The organism is Chryseobacterium sp. PCH239 (genome assembly GCF_018924625.1).
In the GTDB taxonomy this organism is placed as follows: domain Bacteria; phylum Bacteroidota; class Bacteroidia; order Flavobacteriales; family Weeksellaceae; genus Chryseobacterium; species Chryseobacterium cucumeris.
This window is the reverse complement of sequence record NZ_CP073027.1, coordinates 2221254-2241004: the sequence shown is the minus strand read 5'-3', so window position 1 is coordinate 2241004 and position 19751 is coordinate 2221254. Positions and strand designations below refer to the sequence as shown.

Genomic DNA, 19751 nt, shown 5'->3' with positions numbered 1-19751 from the left:
TACGACAGGTTCTGTCGCCGTGAGTAGATATTTTTGCATCATAATGATACAAATTGCAATACAATATATAGAAAATCTAACTATTAATAGCATGATTTATAGTAGGTTGAAGTATATCAATTTTTGTGTCTTAAAAAGTACTAAATTCGCTGCGTTTTAATAAACTAATTACTAACTCAAAAAATGACAACACGAGAATGAGAAAACTTTATCTCAGTGCATTCACTTTATGCACGATCCTGGGTATATCTGCCCAGGAAGTGGTGTGGCAGAAAGATATCCAATCCTCTACCCAGGATTTTCTAAGCCAGGTCACCACAACCATTGATCAGCAGTATTTGATCACAGGAAGTTCTATTCAAAGCAATAAGCAACAGGCTTCAGGCAGTAAGCAGAATAACGGTTATGATTTTCATTTAGTAAAACTCAATCAGCAGGGTCAAGAAGTCTGGGAGAAATATTTCTCAGGACAGAACCATGACTATTTATCTGCAACAGTTACTACTCAGGATGGAGGTTTTTTACTAGCCGGAACATCTTATTCCGGAAAAGGATTGGATAAAAAAGAGGATTCCAAAGGCGGCTCAGATATCTGGCTGATCAGAATCAATGAATTTGGAGATGAATTATGGCAGAAAACGTTGGGAAGTTCTTCAGATGAAGAAGCCAGAGCGGTTATCCAGACTACTGATTTAGGATTTTTTGTGGCCGGAAACGTACAGAATTCAGCAAAAGGCTATGGCTCTAAAGATGTATGGATCACCAGACTCGATAAAAACGGAAAAGAACTCTCCCAATTAATTTTAGGCGGAAAAGGTTTAGACGAAGTAGAGAAGATGATTCCAACGAGAGATGGTGGAGCATTACTGGGGATTTATTCAAGAAGTTCCGAGGTTCGTGTTTCTGGTTCTGAAAAAGATTCCGGAATGCGAGATGCGGGTTCTGCATCAAAGATTCAAAACCCGAATCCCGTATCCCGCAACTCGAAACAAACTGAAAACTTTGGTGAGGGTGATTACTGGATTGTCAAGTTGGACAAGAACGGAAAAGTAGAATGGGAAAAGAACTTTGGAGGAAAAGGAGATGATCATTTGAGAACCCTTGCACTAACCTCTACAGGTTTTATCATTGGTGGAGAATCAAGATCAGAAAGATCAGGAAACAAAACCGTAGGCATTGAAGATGGAACAGATCTTTGGCTGATTGCTCTCAATGAAAGAGGAGAAGAGCAGTGGCAGAAATCCTACAATTTCAAAAACAGAGATATTTTGATGGGTATGAGTGTTCTTCATTCTGCTGACGATAAATCTTCTAAAGGAATTTTATTAGGAGGTTACACCCAGGCTGAAGGAAGAATTCAAACTGATGATGAAACCTTCTGGATGCTGTATTTAGATCAAAATGGTAATGAGCAGTGGAGAAAACACGTAAAAGGAGAATCCAGACAAAAAGAAGAAAGACTTTCTGATTTAAAACTCAACAGAGACGGCTCCATTATTCTCGCTGGAACCAGTGCAGAAGAATTGGGTAAAGAAAACTGGAAAATTGTAAAGCTGGGAGACAAACAGGTAGACCAGTTGATTGAAAAATACGATATCAAGATCTATCCAAATCCAGTATCTGACTATGCTTATGTAGAAATAGGATTCAACGACTTTAAAGAAGCAGATATTCTGTTATATGATATGAGCGGAAGACAGCTCCAAAGTATAAAAACTAAAAACAGAGTGACTAAGATCAATACCCAGGCTTTGGTTCAGGGAGCTTATCTGATCACAATAAAAACAGATACCAACAAAACGGCAAGTGCTAAATTAATTAAGAAATAAAATGATGAAAAGAATATTTGTAATAGTGTTGTTGTCTATTTTTTCATTTGGATACTCACAGTCCGGAATTGGAATTAATGCGCAGCAGAATAAAGAGGTCTTATCCTTTCCAACCTCCCCTGATGCCTACAGCTTTGATAAAGTAGGAAAGCTTCCTATGGATCTATTTAATGGGAAAGCTAATATAACTATTCCCATTTATGATATTCAATTAGGAGATATGGTTTTCCCCATTAAGCTTTCTTATAATACAGGAGGAATTAAACAGAATGAGATTTCAAGCTCAGTAGGATTAGGATGGTCATTATCCATACCCAATACCATTTCAAAGAATATTATGGGAAAAGATGATGATTTTTTTCCAATCTATTTTAAAGATTACAATACAGCTTATCAATATTCATCTATTGATCCTTGGAATGATAATGCCAAAAAAGAGGTCTTGGGCTTTCTTTATGATGGGATGTATGATGTGCAGCCCGATCTGTTTTCGTATAACCTCCCTACCGTAAATGGCAGTTTTATAATAAATAATAACAAAGGTTTTCCGATTCCTCATGAAGATGTTTTGATTGAAAGACTGCCTGATAATGGTAGTTTCACCATAACAGATTCAAAAGGTAACAAATTCTGGCTGTCGGGGAAAAATTCAGTGATGACTAAACGATCTCAAACGGTTCCTCAATTGGCTGTAAATTCTTTTTTAATGGACAGTTTGCGTACATCGAGAAATCAGGGGATACAAATTGAGTATCAAAAAAAGCTAAACTATTCTGAAGAGAGTAAATTTGAAAGTAGAATTCTGACTTCCCAAAATGCTCCCGTGGGCTATACTCCTTTTCCTCCGATTCAAACATCTCCGCCACCGAGAATTGACATCAATACGAACTTTGAAAAATTAATTACAAAAATTACATTTCCTGAAGGGCAAATTGAGTTCAAATATTCGGGAGATGACAATTTAATGACCGTAGGTAATGAAATATATAGAAAAGATATCAATTCATCTGCCGGCACTGCGTTGAAAAGAATTGTTGTCAAAGACAAATCAGGAAAAATAATAAAAGATTTTTTGCTGAATCATTCTTATTTTGAATCAAGCTCTGTTGATAAAACCTATGAAGATTACAGGCTTAAACTTATAGGCTTAAAAGATAATCTTCAAAATAAGAGTTATGCATTTTCTTATAATGAAACAAGCCCTCTTCCTGCAAGAAATTCTAATAATGATGATTACTGGGGATATTTTAATAATACATTTTACAGCAAGTCAAACACCAGTATCCCGGATCAGATTTTTTCTAGTAATATCGGGGCGAGCCAAAGCACAATAATCGGAGGCAGAAATAGAAATACGAATCCTACTTATGCCCAACTAGGAGTTTTAACAGCTATCAAATATCCTACCGGTGCTTCTAAAAAGCTTTATTATGAAAGCAATACCATTGAAACAACCCAATATTCCACCATTGAAGCGTATGAAAATTATATGAGTGTGGGTAATAATCAGGACCCGGGTACTTTTGTGAAACCTATTCGTGATACCCTGGTTACAGTTCCGCAATCTGTTTTTATGAATAAGTCTAATGCAAGATTTAAAATCACTTTTGGAAATGGCTGTATGAATAATAATGATGACATTGCCCAGATCCATGAAAACAGATGCCAGGGCAGCATAAATATGTCAGGACAGGTATATACTTCTAACGGAAAAAGCTTTACTGCAGAATTTAGTGCTACAACAAGCCCCATTCAATTACGTTTGCAGCGTATAGGAGACTGTGGCTGTGATTTTTCATTTGACATCAAATATAACAAACAAATTGCAACCAATTTAATTTCAAATGTTGGTGGGCTCAGAATAACAAAAGTAGAAGATGTAGATGCCAGTAATACGTCTAATATCTATAACTACAGCTATGAAAGGGTTGATCCGATTACAGGAGTTTCTAAAGGTTCAGGAAAGCTTAAACGTCCGTTTCAATTTGTTAAACCTTTTTATAGAGTAGCTCATCCAAGCCCAGAACATGCAGCATCATCAGATTATATTCAGAGAGATTATATGGTTCAAAATACAGGAAGCGCTTATAACTCTTATAGCATGTCCAATATAGTTACCTATTCTACGGTAAAAGAGTATAATGATCTTGGAGAAACTATTTATGAATTTGCAGATGGAAATGCCGGGACAAGCTCTGTTTATGCAGACAAGACAGGACCATATGATGATTGGAGATATGGACTCCCGTTAAAAACGACGTATAAGAAAGGAGCTAATACTCTAAAAGAAGAAATATTTAAATATGAAATCAACCCATTGAAAAATAAGCTATCAGGATATAATCCCGTTACCAATGAAGAGATTGCTTTTGGGCTTGATCTGGATATTGTACCTTACAATGTAGAGAATTTTAACGTACCTCCATTATCCTCTTATCAGGTCAATATGAGTGCTGTAGAAATTTACGGAGGAAAGATAGAACGTAAAATATCAAAGGTAATAGATCATTTTGAGGGAGATAAAAAGGTTGAAAATCAAACCGTATATACTTATTCAGATACGGATATTAATAAACCTGTCAATTTAAAGAGTACATTATCTACATTTTCATCCGGGGAAAATGTTGTGACAGACTATCAGTATGCGCATGAAAAAGGCATTCAGAAACTTATTAATGCTAATATCATTGATACTCCTATAGAGACACAGGTTACAAAAAAACAAAATGCCAATGATGCTGTAGGTAAAGTACTGTCAAGAACGGAAACCAAATATGACAATCCACTGAACTTACTTCCAAGCTCAGCAGTGTCGTATGATCTTCAGAATAATCCTACTACCGAGGTTATTTATGATCAATATGATTCTAAAGGAAATCTTAAGCAATACACCACAAAAGATGGTATTTCAACAGTCATTATCTGGGGTTACAACCAAACCCAGCCTATTGCCAAAATAGAAGGAGCCAAATTAACAGACATCCAGCAGTCTTTAATTGATTCTATTGTTAATGCTTCCAATACAGACGCTTTGGCTGGTCCCAACAATGATGAAACATCTTTCTTGTCAGCATTGAATACCTTCAGAGCTAATACGGCTTTATCCGCTTATCAGATCACAACATTTACATATGATCCATTAGTAGGAGTAAGAAGCATCACGCCACCATCTGGCATCAGAGAAAGCTATGTGTATGATTCCGCAAACAGGCTTCAGAAAGTGATCGATGTGAATGGCAAAGTGTTGAAGGAAATGAAATACAACTATAAAAACTAAAACTGATGAAAAAATTGATAATACCGATAGGAGCGTTGCTCTTATCCAATATAACCTACGCCCAGCTTTCCCCGATCTCAAGCAATGAAAACTATATTCAGTCCAAAACGTATCTGGATTATAATGGTACTACAGCTACAAAATCCTCAGAATCTGTACAGTATTTTGACGGTCTGGGAAGACCCAAGCAGATTGTTAACATAACAGCATCACCTTTGGGAAGAGATGTTGTCACCCACATTGAATATGACGCGTTCGGGAGACAGGTGAAAGACTACCTTCCGGTTCCCCAACTTTCCACAAGCAACGGGAACTATTATTCAGGACCTTTGGGTGTTTATCCTACCACCTACGGGAATGAAAAGATCTATTCAGAGAAGATTCTTGAAAACTCACCTTTAGACCGTATTTTAAGCCAGAAACAAGTTGGAAACGCTTGGGATAATAAGCCTGTACAATTTGGATATGATGCCAATACAGATGGCGAGGTTAAAAAATACACCGCCACTTTTAACTATACCAATTTTACTTCCCAACTCACTTTATCCGGTTCCTACGGAGTAGGACAGTTATATAAAAATACAGTTACCGATGAAGATGGCAACCAAAGTATTGAGTTCAAAAACGGACAGGGTCAGGTGGTATTGGTCAGAAAAGTAATCAGTGCTACAGAAAGTGCCAATACCTATTATGTTTATAATGATTATAATCAGCTGGCATATGTAATTCCTCCCAAAGCCTCCGTAGAAGCAGATCCGAATACCGTATTGAATGATTTATGTTATCAATATAAATATGACGGGAGAAATCGTCTGGTAGAAAAGAAACTGCCTGGTAAAGGCTGGGAATATATGGTGTATAACGCAGCTGATCAGCTTATACTGATTCAGGATACCGAGCTTAAAGGAAAAGGACAATGGCTCTTTACCAAATATGACCAGTTTGGAAGAACCATTTACACCGGAATTACCAATAATACTGCCAGCAGGGTATCAATGCAAAACAGTGCCAACGTCAATACCGTTTTATATGAAACCAGAACTGCTGCGGCGGGATTTACCTTAAACGGTATGGCGGTATACTATACGAAGCTTTCCACTCCTTCGAATGTTAGCCAGGTGTTAAGTGTTAATTATTATGACACCTATCCTCCAGGTTCTTCTGCAGTTACCAATGTATTTGCCCAGCCTCTCCTTACGGACAATCCAGCTAATGCACAAACGACTAAAGGACTCCTTACCGCTTCCTATATCAAAAATATAGAAGATGATAAATGGACTAGGAATTTTATCTGGTACGATACGAAGGGAAGAAACATTGGTTCAAGAAGCAACAATCATTTAGGAGGTTATACTGTGGTCAACAATAAACTTGATTTTTCGGGAGTAATCCTTCAGACCAATACCTATCATAAAAGACTTGCTGCAGATCCTGAAAAAAACATTGTAGAAAAATTCACCTACGATCCCCAGAACAGGCTTCTGACCCATACCCATCAGGTAGGCAGCAATCCTGTTGAATACCTTGCCCAGAATAAGTATAATGAAATTTCCCAGCTGGAATCCAAGAAAGTAGGAGGAACAGCTGCATCTCCATTACAGACCATTGCTTATCAATACAATATCCGGGGCTGGATGACTAAGGTTAATGATCCGGCTAATCTGAATGGAAAATTATTTGGATATGAAATGAAGTATAACAATCCTGTGTATACCAATACATCAACAGGAAGGTTTAATGGAAACATTGCTGAGATTGATTGGAATATTTCCAGTGCAGAAGGGTTAAAAAGGTACAATTACCAGTATGATGCTTTAAACAGGATGTTGAAAGGAGTATATTCCGAGCCCAATTCTTCTGTAGTCCAGAATAATTATTTTAATGAAGAGTTGAGTTATGATCTCAATGGAAATATTAAAACCTTAAAAAGATTTTCATGGCCTGTTTCCGGGGGAACTATCGCAGAGAAGATTGATGATCTGGTCTATAACTATCAGAATGGGGACAAAAGTAATACCCTGGACAAAATTACCCTTCCTGCCGGTGTTATTAATAACAGTTCAGGATATAATGCTTTGCAGGGAACCATGGCCTATAATCTTAATGGGAATATGACGGATCATCCTGATAAAAAAATGAAGATCAGTTATAATTACCTGAATTTGCCTAGTTATATTTCAGTTAACGAAGGGTTGATAGGTATTTCCAAGACCAGCTACACCTATAGGGCAGACGGAACGAAAGTTTCTAAAACATACAGTATGAACGGATCCATAGAAACCAATTACCTTGACGGCTTCCAGTATGATAACAGGCATGCATATGATACCTCAGCCTCTCTTTACACTATTCCGGTATTAAAATTTGTACCGACTTCCGAAGGGTATTATGATTTTACGGAAAATAAGTATATTTACAATTATACGGATCATTTAGGAAATGTAAGAGTGAGCTATAAGAATAATGGTACTGGAATTGAGGTTATTGATGCCAACAACTATTATCCTTTTGGATTAAAACACCAGGAGGGGCTTATTGTGCCTGCTCCTTTTGGAGGAGTTCCTTATAATTATAAGTACAACGGGAAGGAGTTGCAGGAGACGGGAATGTATGACTATGGAGCGAGATTTTATATGCCGGATATTGGAAGATGGGGTGTGGTGGATCCGCTGGCGGAAATTAACAGGAGGTTTTCACCTTATAATTATGCTATAAATAATCCTATAAGATTTATCGATCCGGACGGAAGATCAGAATCAGATTGGATTAAGAAGGATAATCAATGGACATATGATGCGAATATTACGACAGCCGCTCAGGCAAAAGCTGCTGGAGCAGATGCATTTGCTAAAAATGGCTCGGTAATTTCAGATGCTAAGATTGGAGCTGAAGGAGAAGCTAGTTATGTGAGACTCAATGCAGGCGGAACAGCGGAATATATGCCTGATAATTTGTCAACAGCGATGGTGAATTTTTCAAATGAGACACTTGGGGGAACTGTTTCTAGTGGACTTCAACTGGACAGAGATATTTCTCATTTAGGAAATGAGGGTGGAGATTATTATTCAAATCCAGGAGGTGCAGGTATAGGTGGTGGTACAAATCCTTTCTTTAGATCAGATATAGACAAAGTAGTTGATGTAGAAGGTTACTTTGGAGGCATACACAATGGTTTGAGCAGAGGGGATAAAGGAGCGCCAAGCTTGATGAATTTTATGGTTGATGCTATGTCGTTGATAGATTTGTATAAACCTTCTAAAGCTACAGGTGACCCAGTAAATTCGGACACACTTAGTTTTTATGGTTCCCAAGCAGTTGGTCTTAATATTTATAGAGGATCTGGAGACAGAATAACCGGTGTCGGTGTTAAAACTCAGGATGTACATAAAACTAATATGTCAAGAAGTCAAAAGGATTCAATGGTAGGTAGTGTTAATGCTATTAATGCTAGACTTGATAAGCAAGCTGATTCTATATTAAAAAGAATAACACCAAGATAATATGAAGACTAAAATAATTTATATATTGATTCTATTCACTATTCTTTCTTGTAGAAAAGATAAGGCTGAAAGCTTTAAAGAAGAATTAACCCAATCGATTCAGAAAAAAATTACACAAGAGCTTAAACAAGATGGTTCTTCTTTAGAATCCATTCATCTTGCAAAATATGATACTTTAATGGAATGGCAGGAAGCTGATCTCTTATTTCAATATTCCAGTCAGAGATTGAAGATATTAATTAAACGAAAGGAACAGCTAATAAAAGAACTTGAAAATTTTAAAGCAGTAAATGATTTAGAAGCAATCAAATCACAATATGCAAAAGTGGACGATAGTATGAAAAATGAAATAAAAATTGCAGAAAGTGTAAGTCATCTGGAACCAAAAAAAGATAGAACGGGTAACTATCAGGCAATTTTTCTTTTAAAGGTTCATGATAAAAAACTCAATGCAGTTAAAAACGATTCGTTATTTATGTATGTAAATGACAAAAAAGTGATATTTACACAACCTCAATTTATTGAACAGTGTATCGCAAAGTTTAAAAAAGACTAAACTGATCCCAAGCTGCCGCACGAATCCTTTCGTGTGGTAGTATTTACAATTAGTTATATTTACCAGTACAGAGATCATCTTGGTAATGCCAGGGTAAGTTTTGCCAAAAACAGCGAAGGCGTTCTTGAAGTTACAGATACCAACAATTATTATCCATTTGGATTGAATCATATTGAAGGGATGCTTAGTAGTTCTAATTTTGGAAGTTATTATAGTTACAAGTACAATGGTAAAGAACTTCAGGAGAGTGGGATGTATGATTATGGAGCGAGGTTTTATATGCCGGATATAGGAAGATGGGGTGTTGTTGATCCGCTGGCGGAGAAAATGCGTCGCCATAGTCCGTATAATTACGCTTTTAATAATCCAATTAGGTTTATTGATCCTGATGGAAGAGCTCCTTTTGGGGATTTTTTTGGAACTTCGGGTAAATATTTGGGAAGTGATGGAAAAAACGATGGTAAAATATATATAAGTCAAGGAAATAAAAGTAATTATTTAACAACAGACAAGAAAGAAGTTGCAGGGGATTAGCCTCTTTAGGGGCTATTTCTACTGCTTTGAAAATGACAAACTCTCCATCTAATCATTTAATCAGTCCGGATTCTAAGGCTGGGCTTCACGAAGTTAGAGCAGACATTAATTTAGCAGGTAATAGAACTATATTTACAACAGGAGGAAAAACTACTATAAGTGGAGGCGTTGCTGAAGGTGAAGTTAATGGTTTTGATAAAGCAACTCAGCAAGGTGTTGGAACTAAAATTACTTCCGATATAGTATTACATACGCATCCAACAGGGACAGCTGTGGAGAGCAGTGGTACAGAAGGGCAATTTACTACTTATACTTTTACCGCAACAGAACCATCCGGTGCTGATATAGCTGATTTTACTAATCGGGACACAAACATTATTGCAGGTAATTTAGAAAGAAACACAGTAAAGGTAAATTCTGATGGTACTTTTACTAATCCTAATAATAAACAAGGAGCTGTTTTCTATGATAGAAATGGAAATCAAACAATGACAATAGAATCTTCAACAGTCAATAAAATATTATCTAATTATGAGAATGGTAAAATTAAACCTTAATTTAATAATACTTATTTTAACGAGTACTATATCTTTTTGTGCATATGGTCAAAATGTAAATTTAATTATATTCATAAATGATGAAATTGTTACAAATTCTTTAGGCTTAAGATTTAATAATAATGTATCTCACAGAGAATATAAAGTTAATTATTATCCTGGAAAAAAAATTGAAATTGACAATAATGATGTTTTTAAAGAAGATGTTATTTTGAAATTTGATTATCAAGGTTTTGATGAAAAGAAAAAAATTAAATCATATAATTATAATATTCCGCTTAGTAAAGGTTTATTTTATGATACAGATTACTTAATTGTTAGAATTTACAATTTAGATATGAAACAATATAAAAAAAGATATTGTAAATTTAAGGATGATTATGTTGTAGAATTTAAAAATCGAAGATATTCTCAAGATATTGTTCAGTGTAAATAAAAAATGCTTCTTTCTTACTGTCGTACGAATCCGCGTTCTCACACGAATTCTTTCGTGTGGTAGTATTTTAAAAATTAGTTATATTTACTCATAAAGAGATCCCCCGTTGGCGCGAGCGTCTCGCTCGTGTCCAAAAATAAAACGAGGTAAGAATAAAAGCCATCGCTCTTGCAGTGGCTTTTATTTTATATGTATAACTGGTTAATAATTACATTTCTCCTTCCAATATAATTATTTAAATTTACCAGATAAGATTACCCAAAATTCAAAATTGACAAGCTATCTTTACAGAGCAGATGGAGTAAAAGTAAAGAAGTTCTTTGGAGATCTGGAAACCCATTATCTGGATGGATTTCAGTATAAAAGTACTAAGCCATCAGAATCATCAGTTGGAGGAATAGGTAGTATTGATGATCCTAATGATGTAGCACAAATAAAACTAAGGATAATCCCTACTTCGGAAGGATATTATGATGCCTTATTGAATCAGTACGTCTATAATTTTACGGATCATTTAGGAAATGTGAGATTAAGCTATACTGATACCAATAAAGATGGAATCATACAGCCAAGGCAGTATTTTTCACAAACTTGCGATGGCCCTTTTATACCTCCTTTCCAAATACCTAATTGCATTAGCACAAGTATGCCCGGAGAAATTGTGGAAGTGAATAATTATTATCCTTTTGGATTACTGCATAATTATACTGCAACTACTCAGAATGCTTATCAGTACAAGTACAACGGAAAGGAGTTGCAGGAGACCGGGATGTATGATTATGGAGCGAGATTCTATATGCCTGACTTAGGTAGATGGGGCGTGGTGGATCCAAAAGCAGAATTAATGCGTCGCTGGTCTCCGTACAATTATACGTTTGATAATCCAATCCGTTTTGTAGATCCAGATGGAAGAGCTCCTGAATGGATTAGAGGAACTGATGGCAAGAAAGTTACTTACAAACAAAATGCCGATGGGACATTAACTTGGAGTAAAAATGCAAGTGCAGATACTAAAAAAGTAGGAAATGCCTTAGCAAGAACTAATGAAGGATTAGCGAAATTAAAAGATGCCGTGAATGCTAAACACGAAGTAAGCTTTTCAGTTGATACTAAGAAAACGGATTCAAAGAGAATGGGAGGTACTACACCTGAATACAAACTTAATGAGAAAACGGGAGAATATGATTTGACTAAAATGAAGATAGTTATCTATGAAGGAACTATAAAAACTGTATCTAAGAGGATTAGTGAGACTAAAAATGAATTAGTTTGGGATGCTCAAGCGTTAGAATATGGAAAGTTGCATGATAAGAATGATGTAAGTGGTATGATTTCTGCAACAGCTGCTCATGAAATAACACATGCAACAGATCCTAAAAATATTATAGATGGTAGATATAATGCTAATAATGATGGCAAGAAAGGTTATAAAGAACGAGATATTGAATCTGTTCCAGAAAGATCTGAAGATAAAGTTTTAAAAGAATTAAATAAATAATAGAATGAAATTTATATTAGTGTTTTTTTGTTTACTTCTTTATTTTATTCACAAAATAAATATAAAGACATTTCAAATAAAAGGATTGAAATATCAAAATTTGTCTTTGATGAAGTTTTAGATCAAAATACATTTAATAGTTCCATAGTAACTAAAATTATTTTCAAAAATCATAATCTTACTATCTATTCTATTAAAACATATTCGCCACATGCTTTACTTAATATTAGTATTTTTTATAGAAATAAAATGAAACTATTTTGTATTGAAAAAGAAGAAAATGTTGAAGAAGTTTTATCATTCTTAAAGAAAAATAATATATCTGAAGATACTTTACAAAAAGTAAATGACGAAATACGAAAGATTCCTTTATATAAGGAAGATTAATCTCCCACGCTGGAGCGAGTGTATAGCTCGTGTCGACAGATACAAATAAACCCATCGCAATTGCGGTGGGTTTTATGTTTTATAAAGCAGCTACATTTTTATTAAAGAAGTCTTTAAATTTTTTTGTAGTGAGCATTTTATCTACCATTTTAAAAATCATTGAGCCCTGCTCCCGCACGAATCCTTTCGTGTGGGAAGTAAGAATAAAAGCCATCGCTCTTGCAGTGGCTTTTATTTTATATGTATAACTGGTTAATAATTACATTTCTCCTTCCAATATAATTATTTAAATTTACCAGATAAGATTACTCAAAACTTAAAATTGACAAGCTATCTTACAGAGCAGATGGAGTAAAAGTAAAGAAGCTCTTTGGAGATCTGGAAACCCATTATCTGGATGGCTTCCAGTATAAAAGTACTAAGCCTTCAGAATCATCAGTTGGAAGAATAGGTAGTATTGATGATCCTAATGACGTAGCACAAATAAAACTAAGAATAATCCCCACTTCGGAAGGGTATTATGACGCCTTATTGAATCAGTATGTCTATAATTTTACTGATCATTTAGGAAATGTGAGATTAAGTTACACTGATACCAATAAAGATGGAGTAATACAGCCAAGGCAGTATTTTTCACAGACTTGCGATGGTCCTTTTATACCTCCGTTCCAAATACCTAATTGCATTAGCACAAGCATGCCCGGAGAAATTGTAGAAATGAATACTTATTATCCTTTTGGATTACTGCATAATTATACTGCAACTACTCAGAATGCTTATCAGTACAAGTACAACGGAAAGGAACTCCAAGAGACGGGAATGTACGACTACGGCGCAAGATTTTATATGCCCGATATTGGGAGATGGGGAGTGGTGGATCCGTTGGCTGAACAGTACCGAAGATGGTCTCCTTATAATTATGCCGTGAACAATCCGATTAGGTTTATAGATCCTGATGGTCGTGGTGTAACTGATGTCATAATTACAGGAGATTTAAAAGACAAAGCTTTTAAACAACTACAATCTAAAACAACGAATCTTGATTTAAAAATTGATAAGAATGGCAAAGTTACAGGCTCTATCAAAGAGGGAGCAACTCCAACAAAAGCCGAACAGAAACTTTTAGAAGCAACTAAAGATAAGAGTGTTATAGTTAATTTAGAAGCAACAAGTGCAAATCAAACAGCTGATGGAAATTATATCGTAAGTGGTGCTTATGGAGGCAATAAAGTTGTTGTAGGTGAAAATGGTGAAACAATTACTGAAGGATATCAGATTTTAAATCCAAATCAGGCAGAAAAAGTGGATAAAGCAGAAAAGTCACCGCAAGGTTCGGCAGCTCTACATGAAATTTTAGAGAGCTATATATCTGCATCTGAAACACCTGGATCTAGTAAAGAAAATGTACAGAATTATTTAAATGCTCATAATAAAGCTAGTACATTAGATCCTGATAGAATTAGAAACGGAACACCAGGTAAAGACATTAAGAAAAATCGAGATGGATCAATAACAGAAAAAATATATCTTGATATAAATGGTAAAAAACACCCCCTCTATGAAAATAAAATTCCTAATTAAATTAATATTTATTAATTTAATTTTTACTATGACATTATCTTGTTTTTCACAAGATAAGGCGAATATTTCTCCAACTAATATAATATTTAATAAGATTATTAAAACATCTAATTTTTATATTTTAGAAATAAAAGGAGACAAAAAAAGTTTTTTAATTTCTGAAAAGAAAGAGAAAAATCTTGTTAAGTGTAACGCTGTAAAAGTAGGTATCCCATATAATTTAGCATTAAAAAAATATTCTCTAAATACGACTATTACAAGTAGTGAGTATGATAATACTTCTATTTCTTTTGATAATGAAATTATTTGGAGGGGAAGTATTAATGAACAACCTATACTGTATACATCTAATCCAATAATTAATAATTGTATACAGCAATAACCCCCATGCTGGCGCGAGCGTCTCGCTCGTGCCGGTAGATAAAAACAAACCCCTCGCAAATTTGCGAGGGGTTTGTTTTACATAATGCTTTGCAATTTAGTTTGTTTAAGAAAAGCATCCAGAAGAGCGAAGACGTGTTGTCTGTCGTTCTCTTTTAGTTTTTGGATGTCTAGGATTTTGGAGACGATATTTTTTTCCAAAAGAACATCTGTAGAACCTACGAGATAATCTAAAGAAATCTCTAAAACTTCCGCCAGTTGTGTAGCCATCTCAATAGATGGTTTTACTTCCTCACGCTCATATCTACCGATGACAGCCCCGTGGACACCCCACGCTCCCGCACGAATCCTTTCGTGTGGCAGGTAAGAATAAAAGCCACTGCAAAAACAGTGGCTTTTACTTTTTATTCTAGAGAAACTGTTATATTTACAACATAGATCATCTGGGAAATGTAAGATTAAGTTATACCGATACAAATGGAGATGGTATTATCCAGCCAAGGAGATATAATACATCAACATGTTCGCCTAAATTTGGTTGCCTTGGAGAATGGAAACCTGGGGAAATTGTAGAAGTGAATAATTATTATCCTTTCGGGATGATGCATAATTATACCGCCACTACCCAGAATGCCTACCAGTACAAATACAATGGTAAAGAGCTTCAGGAAAGTGGAATGTATGATTATGGCGCAAGAATGTATATGCCGGACCTTGGAAGATGGGGTGCAATAGATCCGCTGGCAGAAACATCCAGAGGATGGAGTACCTATGCTTATGCTTATAATAACCCTGTAATGTTTATAGACCCGGATGGAAGGCAAAATGTGTCCGCATTACATTGGAAATTTGATAGAAACAGTACTATTCTTGGAAATAGTTGGTTTGATGATTCTTACGTAAGTTCAGGCTTTGGTAATAATTTCAAAACCATGTGGAACGGAGGGGATCATGGTGGTTCGGGAAGTAGACCCTTCGTACAGACACAAGCGTTTGCAGATCTGATGGATGCATTTTATAATGGGGGAAGTGGCGGATTGGTTAATCAGAATGGTACTTTGAAATGGTGGACAGATTATGAGGATTCTGACCCAAATGTCACTGGAGTGGGACAATTTAACATGCTGAAATTAAGGCGTGAAAATTTTCCTTCAAATAAAGAAATAACTCCTTGGCAATTAGGTGTAGAGTGGCTTTCAGGAACAGGTCCAAGACACCGAGATTTTACTAATGGAGACTTAATGACAGAAATGTTAAGACAACATAGTCATGTACAAGCCACTAGGGATATTATCCTATCTAAAATGGCTTTAAGTCAAAGTAGTTTAGAGGGGTCAAATTCTTATAAGCTAGGTGGTATAAAAGGAGTTGGGCTTTATCTTAAAGATTATTCAACGTTATTAACAGGCGGGTTAACAGGGAATTTAGCAGTAACATATTTAGGATCTTATAACTTAGAATACACGGCAGCAGCATATAATAAGAGTGTAGTTGTTTCATTTCATGTTGAAAATTCTTCTACAATGCAATCTGCGTCCCGCTCTCCTGTGCTTGGCTATCTTCCAATTTGGCAACAGACAGCGGGGAAACTTATTAATGAAAAATTTAAAACAGGTTGGGGGTCTAAAACTACTCAATCATTTCACTGGACAGAAGTATTATATCTAAAATGAAAACAAAATTAAAATATTTATTAATTACACTATTAACAATTATGTTATATAGTTGTGGTGAAACTAAGCCAAAACAATCAGATTTTATAGGAACTTGGAAGTCATCTGATAATGCATATATCAAATTAAATAAAAATGGAACTTGTATTTTGAAAGGGGTCGATCATTATAAAATCAGTAGTTTTCCAAAAAATAAAAATAGAGAATTAAATGCTGAAGGAACTTGGCAGTTTACAGAAAATGTAGAAAGTGGTATTCTTGATAATATAGACAATGGAATTACTATGAAATATAATCTACCCGAGGGAACAAAAGGGGAAATTTTATTTTATATCTCAGGGCAAGGTATCAATGGAAATAACCCACCATGGAATATTTTTATATGGGAAGGTGATCCTGATGAAATGCTAAAATACGAGTTTGAAAAAAATAATTAAATACATAAGCAACAAACTGCAAGCTAGTGTTAGCGTTCATATCAGGTGTTTCAGATGTGTTGGTAAAAAGACCACCTTGGAAATGCCAGGGTAACCTTTGCCAAAAACAGCGCAGGCGTTCCTGAAATTATCGATACCAACAATTATTATCCTTTTGGGCTGAACCATATCTCAGGGGCTTTCAGTACTTCTAACTTTGGAATTTTCTACAGTTATAAATACAATGGTAAAGAGCTTCAGGAAAGCGGAATGTATGATTATGGGGCAAGAATGTATATGCCGGACCTAGGAAGGTGGGGTGTAATAGATCCGCTGGCAGAAAAATCTAGAAGATGGAGTACTTATACCTATGCCTATGACAATCCTGTGATGTTTATAGACCCGGATGGAAGGCAAAATGTGTCCGCCTCACAAAGAGAGCATGATTCTTCTTTATTCTGGAGGTTTGATCAGAACACAACTATTTATGGTAGTGGTTGGTTTGAAGGATCTTATGAAATGGCAGGATTTAATAATAACTTCAAAACTATGTGGAATGGTGGAGACCCTGGAGGCTCAGGAAGTATTGCCTTTGGAAAGACAGCAGCCTATAAGGATTTATTGCTTGCACTTAAAAATGGAGGAGATTTTTCATTAAGCAGCAACAACGGCTATATGAGCTGGTGGACAGGAGGGGCTTTAGGAGATGCCAATACAGCCCAGGAAATGATAGGACATATGATGAAGCTATCTAACTCTCAACAAGATTCTTCAGTAGGAGTATACTCTCCATTAAGTCAGGGTAATACACTATTATCTTTCAATGGAGTATATATGTCTAATTTACCATATAGGAGATATATTGGTACAGCAAGACGTAATGTACCTTTTACCTATAGAGGTATTAAATACTATGGAAATGGGAGAACTTTTTTAAAGTCAGAAAGTTTAATAAACGTAAAAAGTCTAATTAAAGCTGGGAAATTTTTAGGTCCTATAACAGTTGGTCTTGGAATAGTTTTAGATTATGGTTACGGAGTTAAAGAATACGAAAGAGATCCAAACTCTCCAAATGCAGTACATCCACGTAAAGCTGATTTAAACACAATTATGGGATTGTACGGGTTAACTGGTGTAGGAACTGTTCCCGCATTATTATATTTTGGCGTTGATTCCTTTTATCCTGGGGGTTGGGAAGGATATGGAAATAATTACCAAAGTATACAATCTGAAAATGCTTCTATTGTTTCTGGTTTTATAACAGCCCCTTATGGCTCACAAAAATTTTAAATTATGAATTTAAAAAAAATATATTATTATTTTTTTACTGCTTTTATAAGTTTTGGGATTATATTTCACAACCTAAGTTTTGGAGTGATACAAAAGCAGTAATAACTCTTATAATATTAAAAAGCTTTTTATTTATAAGTTTTCTATATTATTTTGATTTAGATTTATCAAAATTCCAATTAATTATTATAAGCTTATTATTTATAATAATTCCAGATCTTTATTTTTTTGTATTTAAAAATGAATGGAAGAAATTTATAATTTATTATGATGATTTACCTAAATCCAAAAATAGAACTTACAAGTCATTAGTTGCTTTTATTGTTTTATTAATTTTAATAAACCTTTTTTATTCTCGTTATTGGATGGACGAAAGATCAAAAGAAAATCAAACTGGGCCATATTCTAGAGAATATATCCAACAACAGAAAACTAAAGATTCAATTAATAATTCAAAATATAAAATAGAACATCAATAACTTTAAGCAATTGAGAGAATTGACTATCAATTTGGTAATGTTCCAAACGTGTTGGTAATAAATTAGAGTATTGATTTTCAATGCTCTAATTTTAAAAACATTAGTAAAAATATAAAAGTTGAGATAATATTGTGAATAGCCAGAACGGAAGAAAAGAGAAAATAGGCTATCTAAAATATTGAAGATCATATCAGGTGTTTCAGATGTGTTGGTAAAAAGACCACTTGGGAAATGCCAGGTAACCTTTGCCAAAAGCAGTGCAGGCGTTCCTGAAATTATCGATACCAACAATTATTATCCCTTTGGGCTGAACCATATCTCAGGGGCTTTCAGTACTTCTAATTTTGGAAGTTTTTACAGCTACAAATACAATGGTAAAGAGCTTCAGGAAAGCGGAATGTATGATTATGGCGCCAGAATGTATATGCCTGACCTTGGAAGATGGGGTGTAATAGATCCGCTGGCAGAAACATCCAGAGGATGGAGTACCTATGCCTATGCTTATAATAATCCTGTGATGTTTATTGATCCGGATGAAAGAGAAAATGTGTCTGCATTGCATTGGAAATTTGAACAGAACAGTACTATCCTTGGAAATAGTTGGTTTGATGACTCTTATGTAAGTTCAGGTTTTGAAGGTAATTTTAAAAGCATGTGGAATGGTGGAGATCATGGAGGATCAGGAGGTTCTTTTCTACAATCACAAATGTTTAAGGATGCAATGGATTATCTCGCTCAGAACCAATTTTTTCAAGAAAAAGATTTTACAGATTTTATGGACCCTCCAGGAAATGGCTTAAGCAGATTTAGACAAAGAACAGCAAATTGGGTTCAGAGAAATATTAGAGGTCCTTTATCTGGTTGGTTTGATACCCATACAAGAAATGCTTTTGTTTTGGATGCAGAAGGACAGGCAAGAATGGATGACCTCAGAGGTCAAATGACAGGTTATATGCGAAGTAATGTAGGAGGAGGAGGTATTAGATGGGGGGCAGAACATGGGTTGATAGGCTCTGGAATGGGAACAGGACATGTTGGAAAATTTATTGGACCTAAAGAAGCAATGAGAAAAAGGATAGCAGATTTTGCTGAGAAAGCTAATTTTTATAGCGGTGGACCATCGAGCTTGGCCAAAAATTCTGAAGAAATAATTGAGGGGTATTATCAACAGATGAAAGCTGGAAAATTTAATAAGCCAGGAGGAGGATTTATAACTCTTGATGGAAAACAGTTTTAACAGAAGGAAATCATAGTATGAATGCAGCAATTAGATATGCTATTGAAACAGGAGATATAAAAAATATAAAAATAATTCTTAAGGGGGGTGATAAGACAAAAGTTGATTGAGAAATTACAA

13 protein-coding genes and 3 pseudogenes are annotated in these 19751 nt (G+C 35.1%); 15 read left to right on the top strand and 1 reads right to left on the bottom strand.

All coding sequences use genetic code 11. The features are described from left to right. The first annotated feature begins 197 nt into the window (after positions 1-197). The 11 genes and pseudogenes from KBP46_RS10300 to KBP46_RS10250 all read left to right on the top strand — a co-directional run bounded on the left by KBP46_RS10300 (position 198) and on the right by KBP46_RS10250 (position 14537). Complete coding sequence (locus KBP46_RS10300) at positions 198-1829, top strand: T9SS type A sorting domain-containing protein (protein WP_216445317.1); 1632 nt, start codon at positions 198-200, stop codon at positions 1827-1829. Position 1830: 1 nt separating this feature from the next. Beyond that, positions 1831-5106, top strand: coding sequence for a hypothetical protein (locus KBP46_RS10295; protein ID WP_216445316.1), 3276 nt, complete (start codon positions 1831-1833; stop codon positions 5104-5106). A gap of 5 nt (positions 5107-5111) precedes the next feature. Then, positions 5112-8606 carry a DUF6443 domain-containing protein gene (locus tag KBP46_RS10290; protein WP_216445315.1) on the top strand — a complete coding sequence of 1165 codons (3495 nt, stop codon included), beginning with the start codon at positions 5112-5114 and terminating at the stop codon, positions 8604-8606. A gap of 1 nt (position 8607) precedes the next feature. Further along, positions 8608-9162, top strand: a complete 555-nt coding sequence (locus KBP46_RS10285) for a hypothetical protein (RefSeq protein WP_216445314.1) — start codon at positions 8608-8610, stop codon at positions 9160-9162. Between the two features lie 54 nt (positions 9163-9216). After that, positions 9217-9558: pseudogene (locus KBP46_RS10280) on the top strand (RHS repeat domain-containing protein); the annotation flags it as partial. Between the two features lie 170 nt (positions 9559-9728). After that, complete coding sequence (locus KBP46_RS10275; RefSeq protein ID WP_216445313.1) at positions 9729-10253, top strand: hypothetical protein; 525 nt, start codon at positions 9729-9731, stop codon at positions 10251-10253. Further along, entirely contained in the window at positions 10234-10689 is a 456-nt protein-coding gene (locus KBP46_RS10270; protein ID WP_216445312.1) for a hypothetical protein, read from the top strand. The genes KBP46_RS10275 and KBP46_RS10270 overlap by 20 nt, the downstream gene beginning before the upstream one ends. A gap of 226 nt (positions 10690-10915) precedes the next feature. Next, positions 10916-11599: pseudogene (locus KBP46_RS23680) on the top strand (RHS repeat-associated core domain-containing protein); the annotation flags it as partial. Between the two features lie 615 nt (positions 11600-12214). Next, the gene (locus KBP46_RS10260) at positions 12215-12574 is read left to right on the top strand and encodes a hypothetical protein (protein ID WP_216445311.1); all 360 of its coding nucleotides are present in this window, start codon (positions 12215-12217) and stop codon (positions 12572-12574) included. A gap of 696 nt (positions 12575-13270) precedes the next feature. Further along, positions 13271-14155, top strand: a complete 885-nt coding sequence (locus KBP46_RS10255; protein ID WP_253297259.1) for an RHS repeat-associated core domain-containing protein — start codon at positions 13271-13273, stop codon at positions 14153-14155. After that, complete coding sequence (locus tag KBP46_RS10250; protein WP_216445310.1) at positions 14133-14537, top strand: hypothetical protein; 405 nt, start codon at positions 14133-14135, stop codon at positions 14535-14537. Before KBP46_RS10255 ends, KBP46_RS10250 begins: the two co-directional genes overlap by 23 nt. A gap of 77 nt (positions 14538-14614) precedes the next feature. Here the strand turns inward: KBP46_RS10250 and KBP46_RS24040 are convergent, their stop codons facing one another. After that, entirely contained in the window at positions 14615-15013 is a 399-nt protein-coding gene (locus tag KBP46_RS24040) for a helix-turn-helix domain-containing protein (protein ID WP_216445309.1), read from the bottom strand. Between KBP46_RS24040 and KBP46_RS23670 the strand changes: the two are divergent. From KBP46_RS23670 to KBP46_RS10225, 4 genes and pseudogenes are all read left to right on the top strand, one after another. Continuing rightward, positions 14950-15354, top strand: a pseudogene (locus KBP46_RS23670) (RHS repeat-associated core domain-containing protein); the annotation flags it as partial. The gene KBP46_RS24040 and the pseudogene KBP46_RS23670 overlap by 64 nt on opposite strands. A gap of 851 nt (positions 15355-16205) precedes the next feature. Next, the gene (locus KBP46_RS10235; protein WP_216445308.1) at positions 16206-16646 is read left to right on the top strand and encodes a hypothetical protein; all 441 of its coding nucleotides are present in this window, start codon (positions 16206-16208) and stop codon (positions 16644-16646) included. 126 nt (positions 16647-16772) lie between these two features. Beyond that, positions 16773-17915: an RHS repeat-associated core domain-containing protein gene (locus KBP46_RS24120; RefSeq protein ID WP_216445477.1), complete on the top strand. Its 1143-nt coding sequence runs from the start codon at positions 16773-16775 to the stop codon at positions 17913-17915. Between the two features lie 657 nt (positions 17916-18572). Further along, the gene (locus KBP46_RS10225; protein WP_253297257.1) at positions 18573-19631 is read left to right on the top strand and encodes an RHS repeat domain-containing protein; all 1059 of its coding nucleotides are present in this window, start codon (positions 18573-18575) and stop codon (positions 19629-19631) included. Positions 19632-19751: the final 120 nt, after the last annotated feature.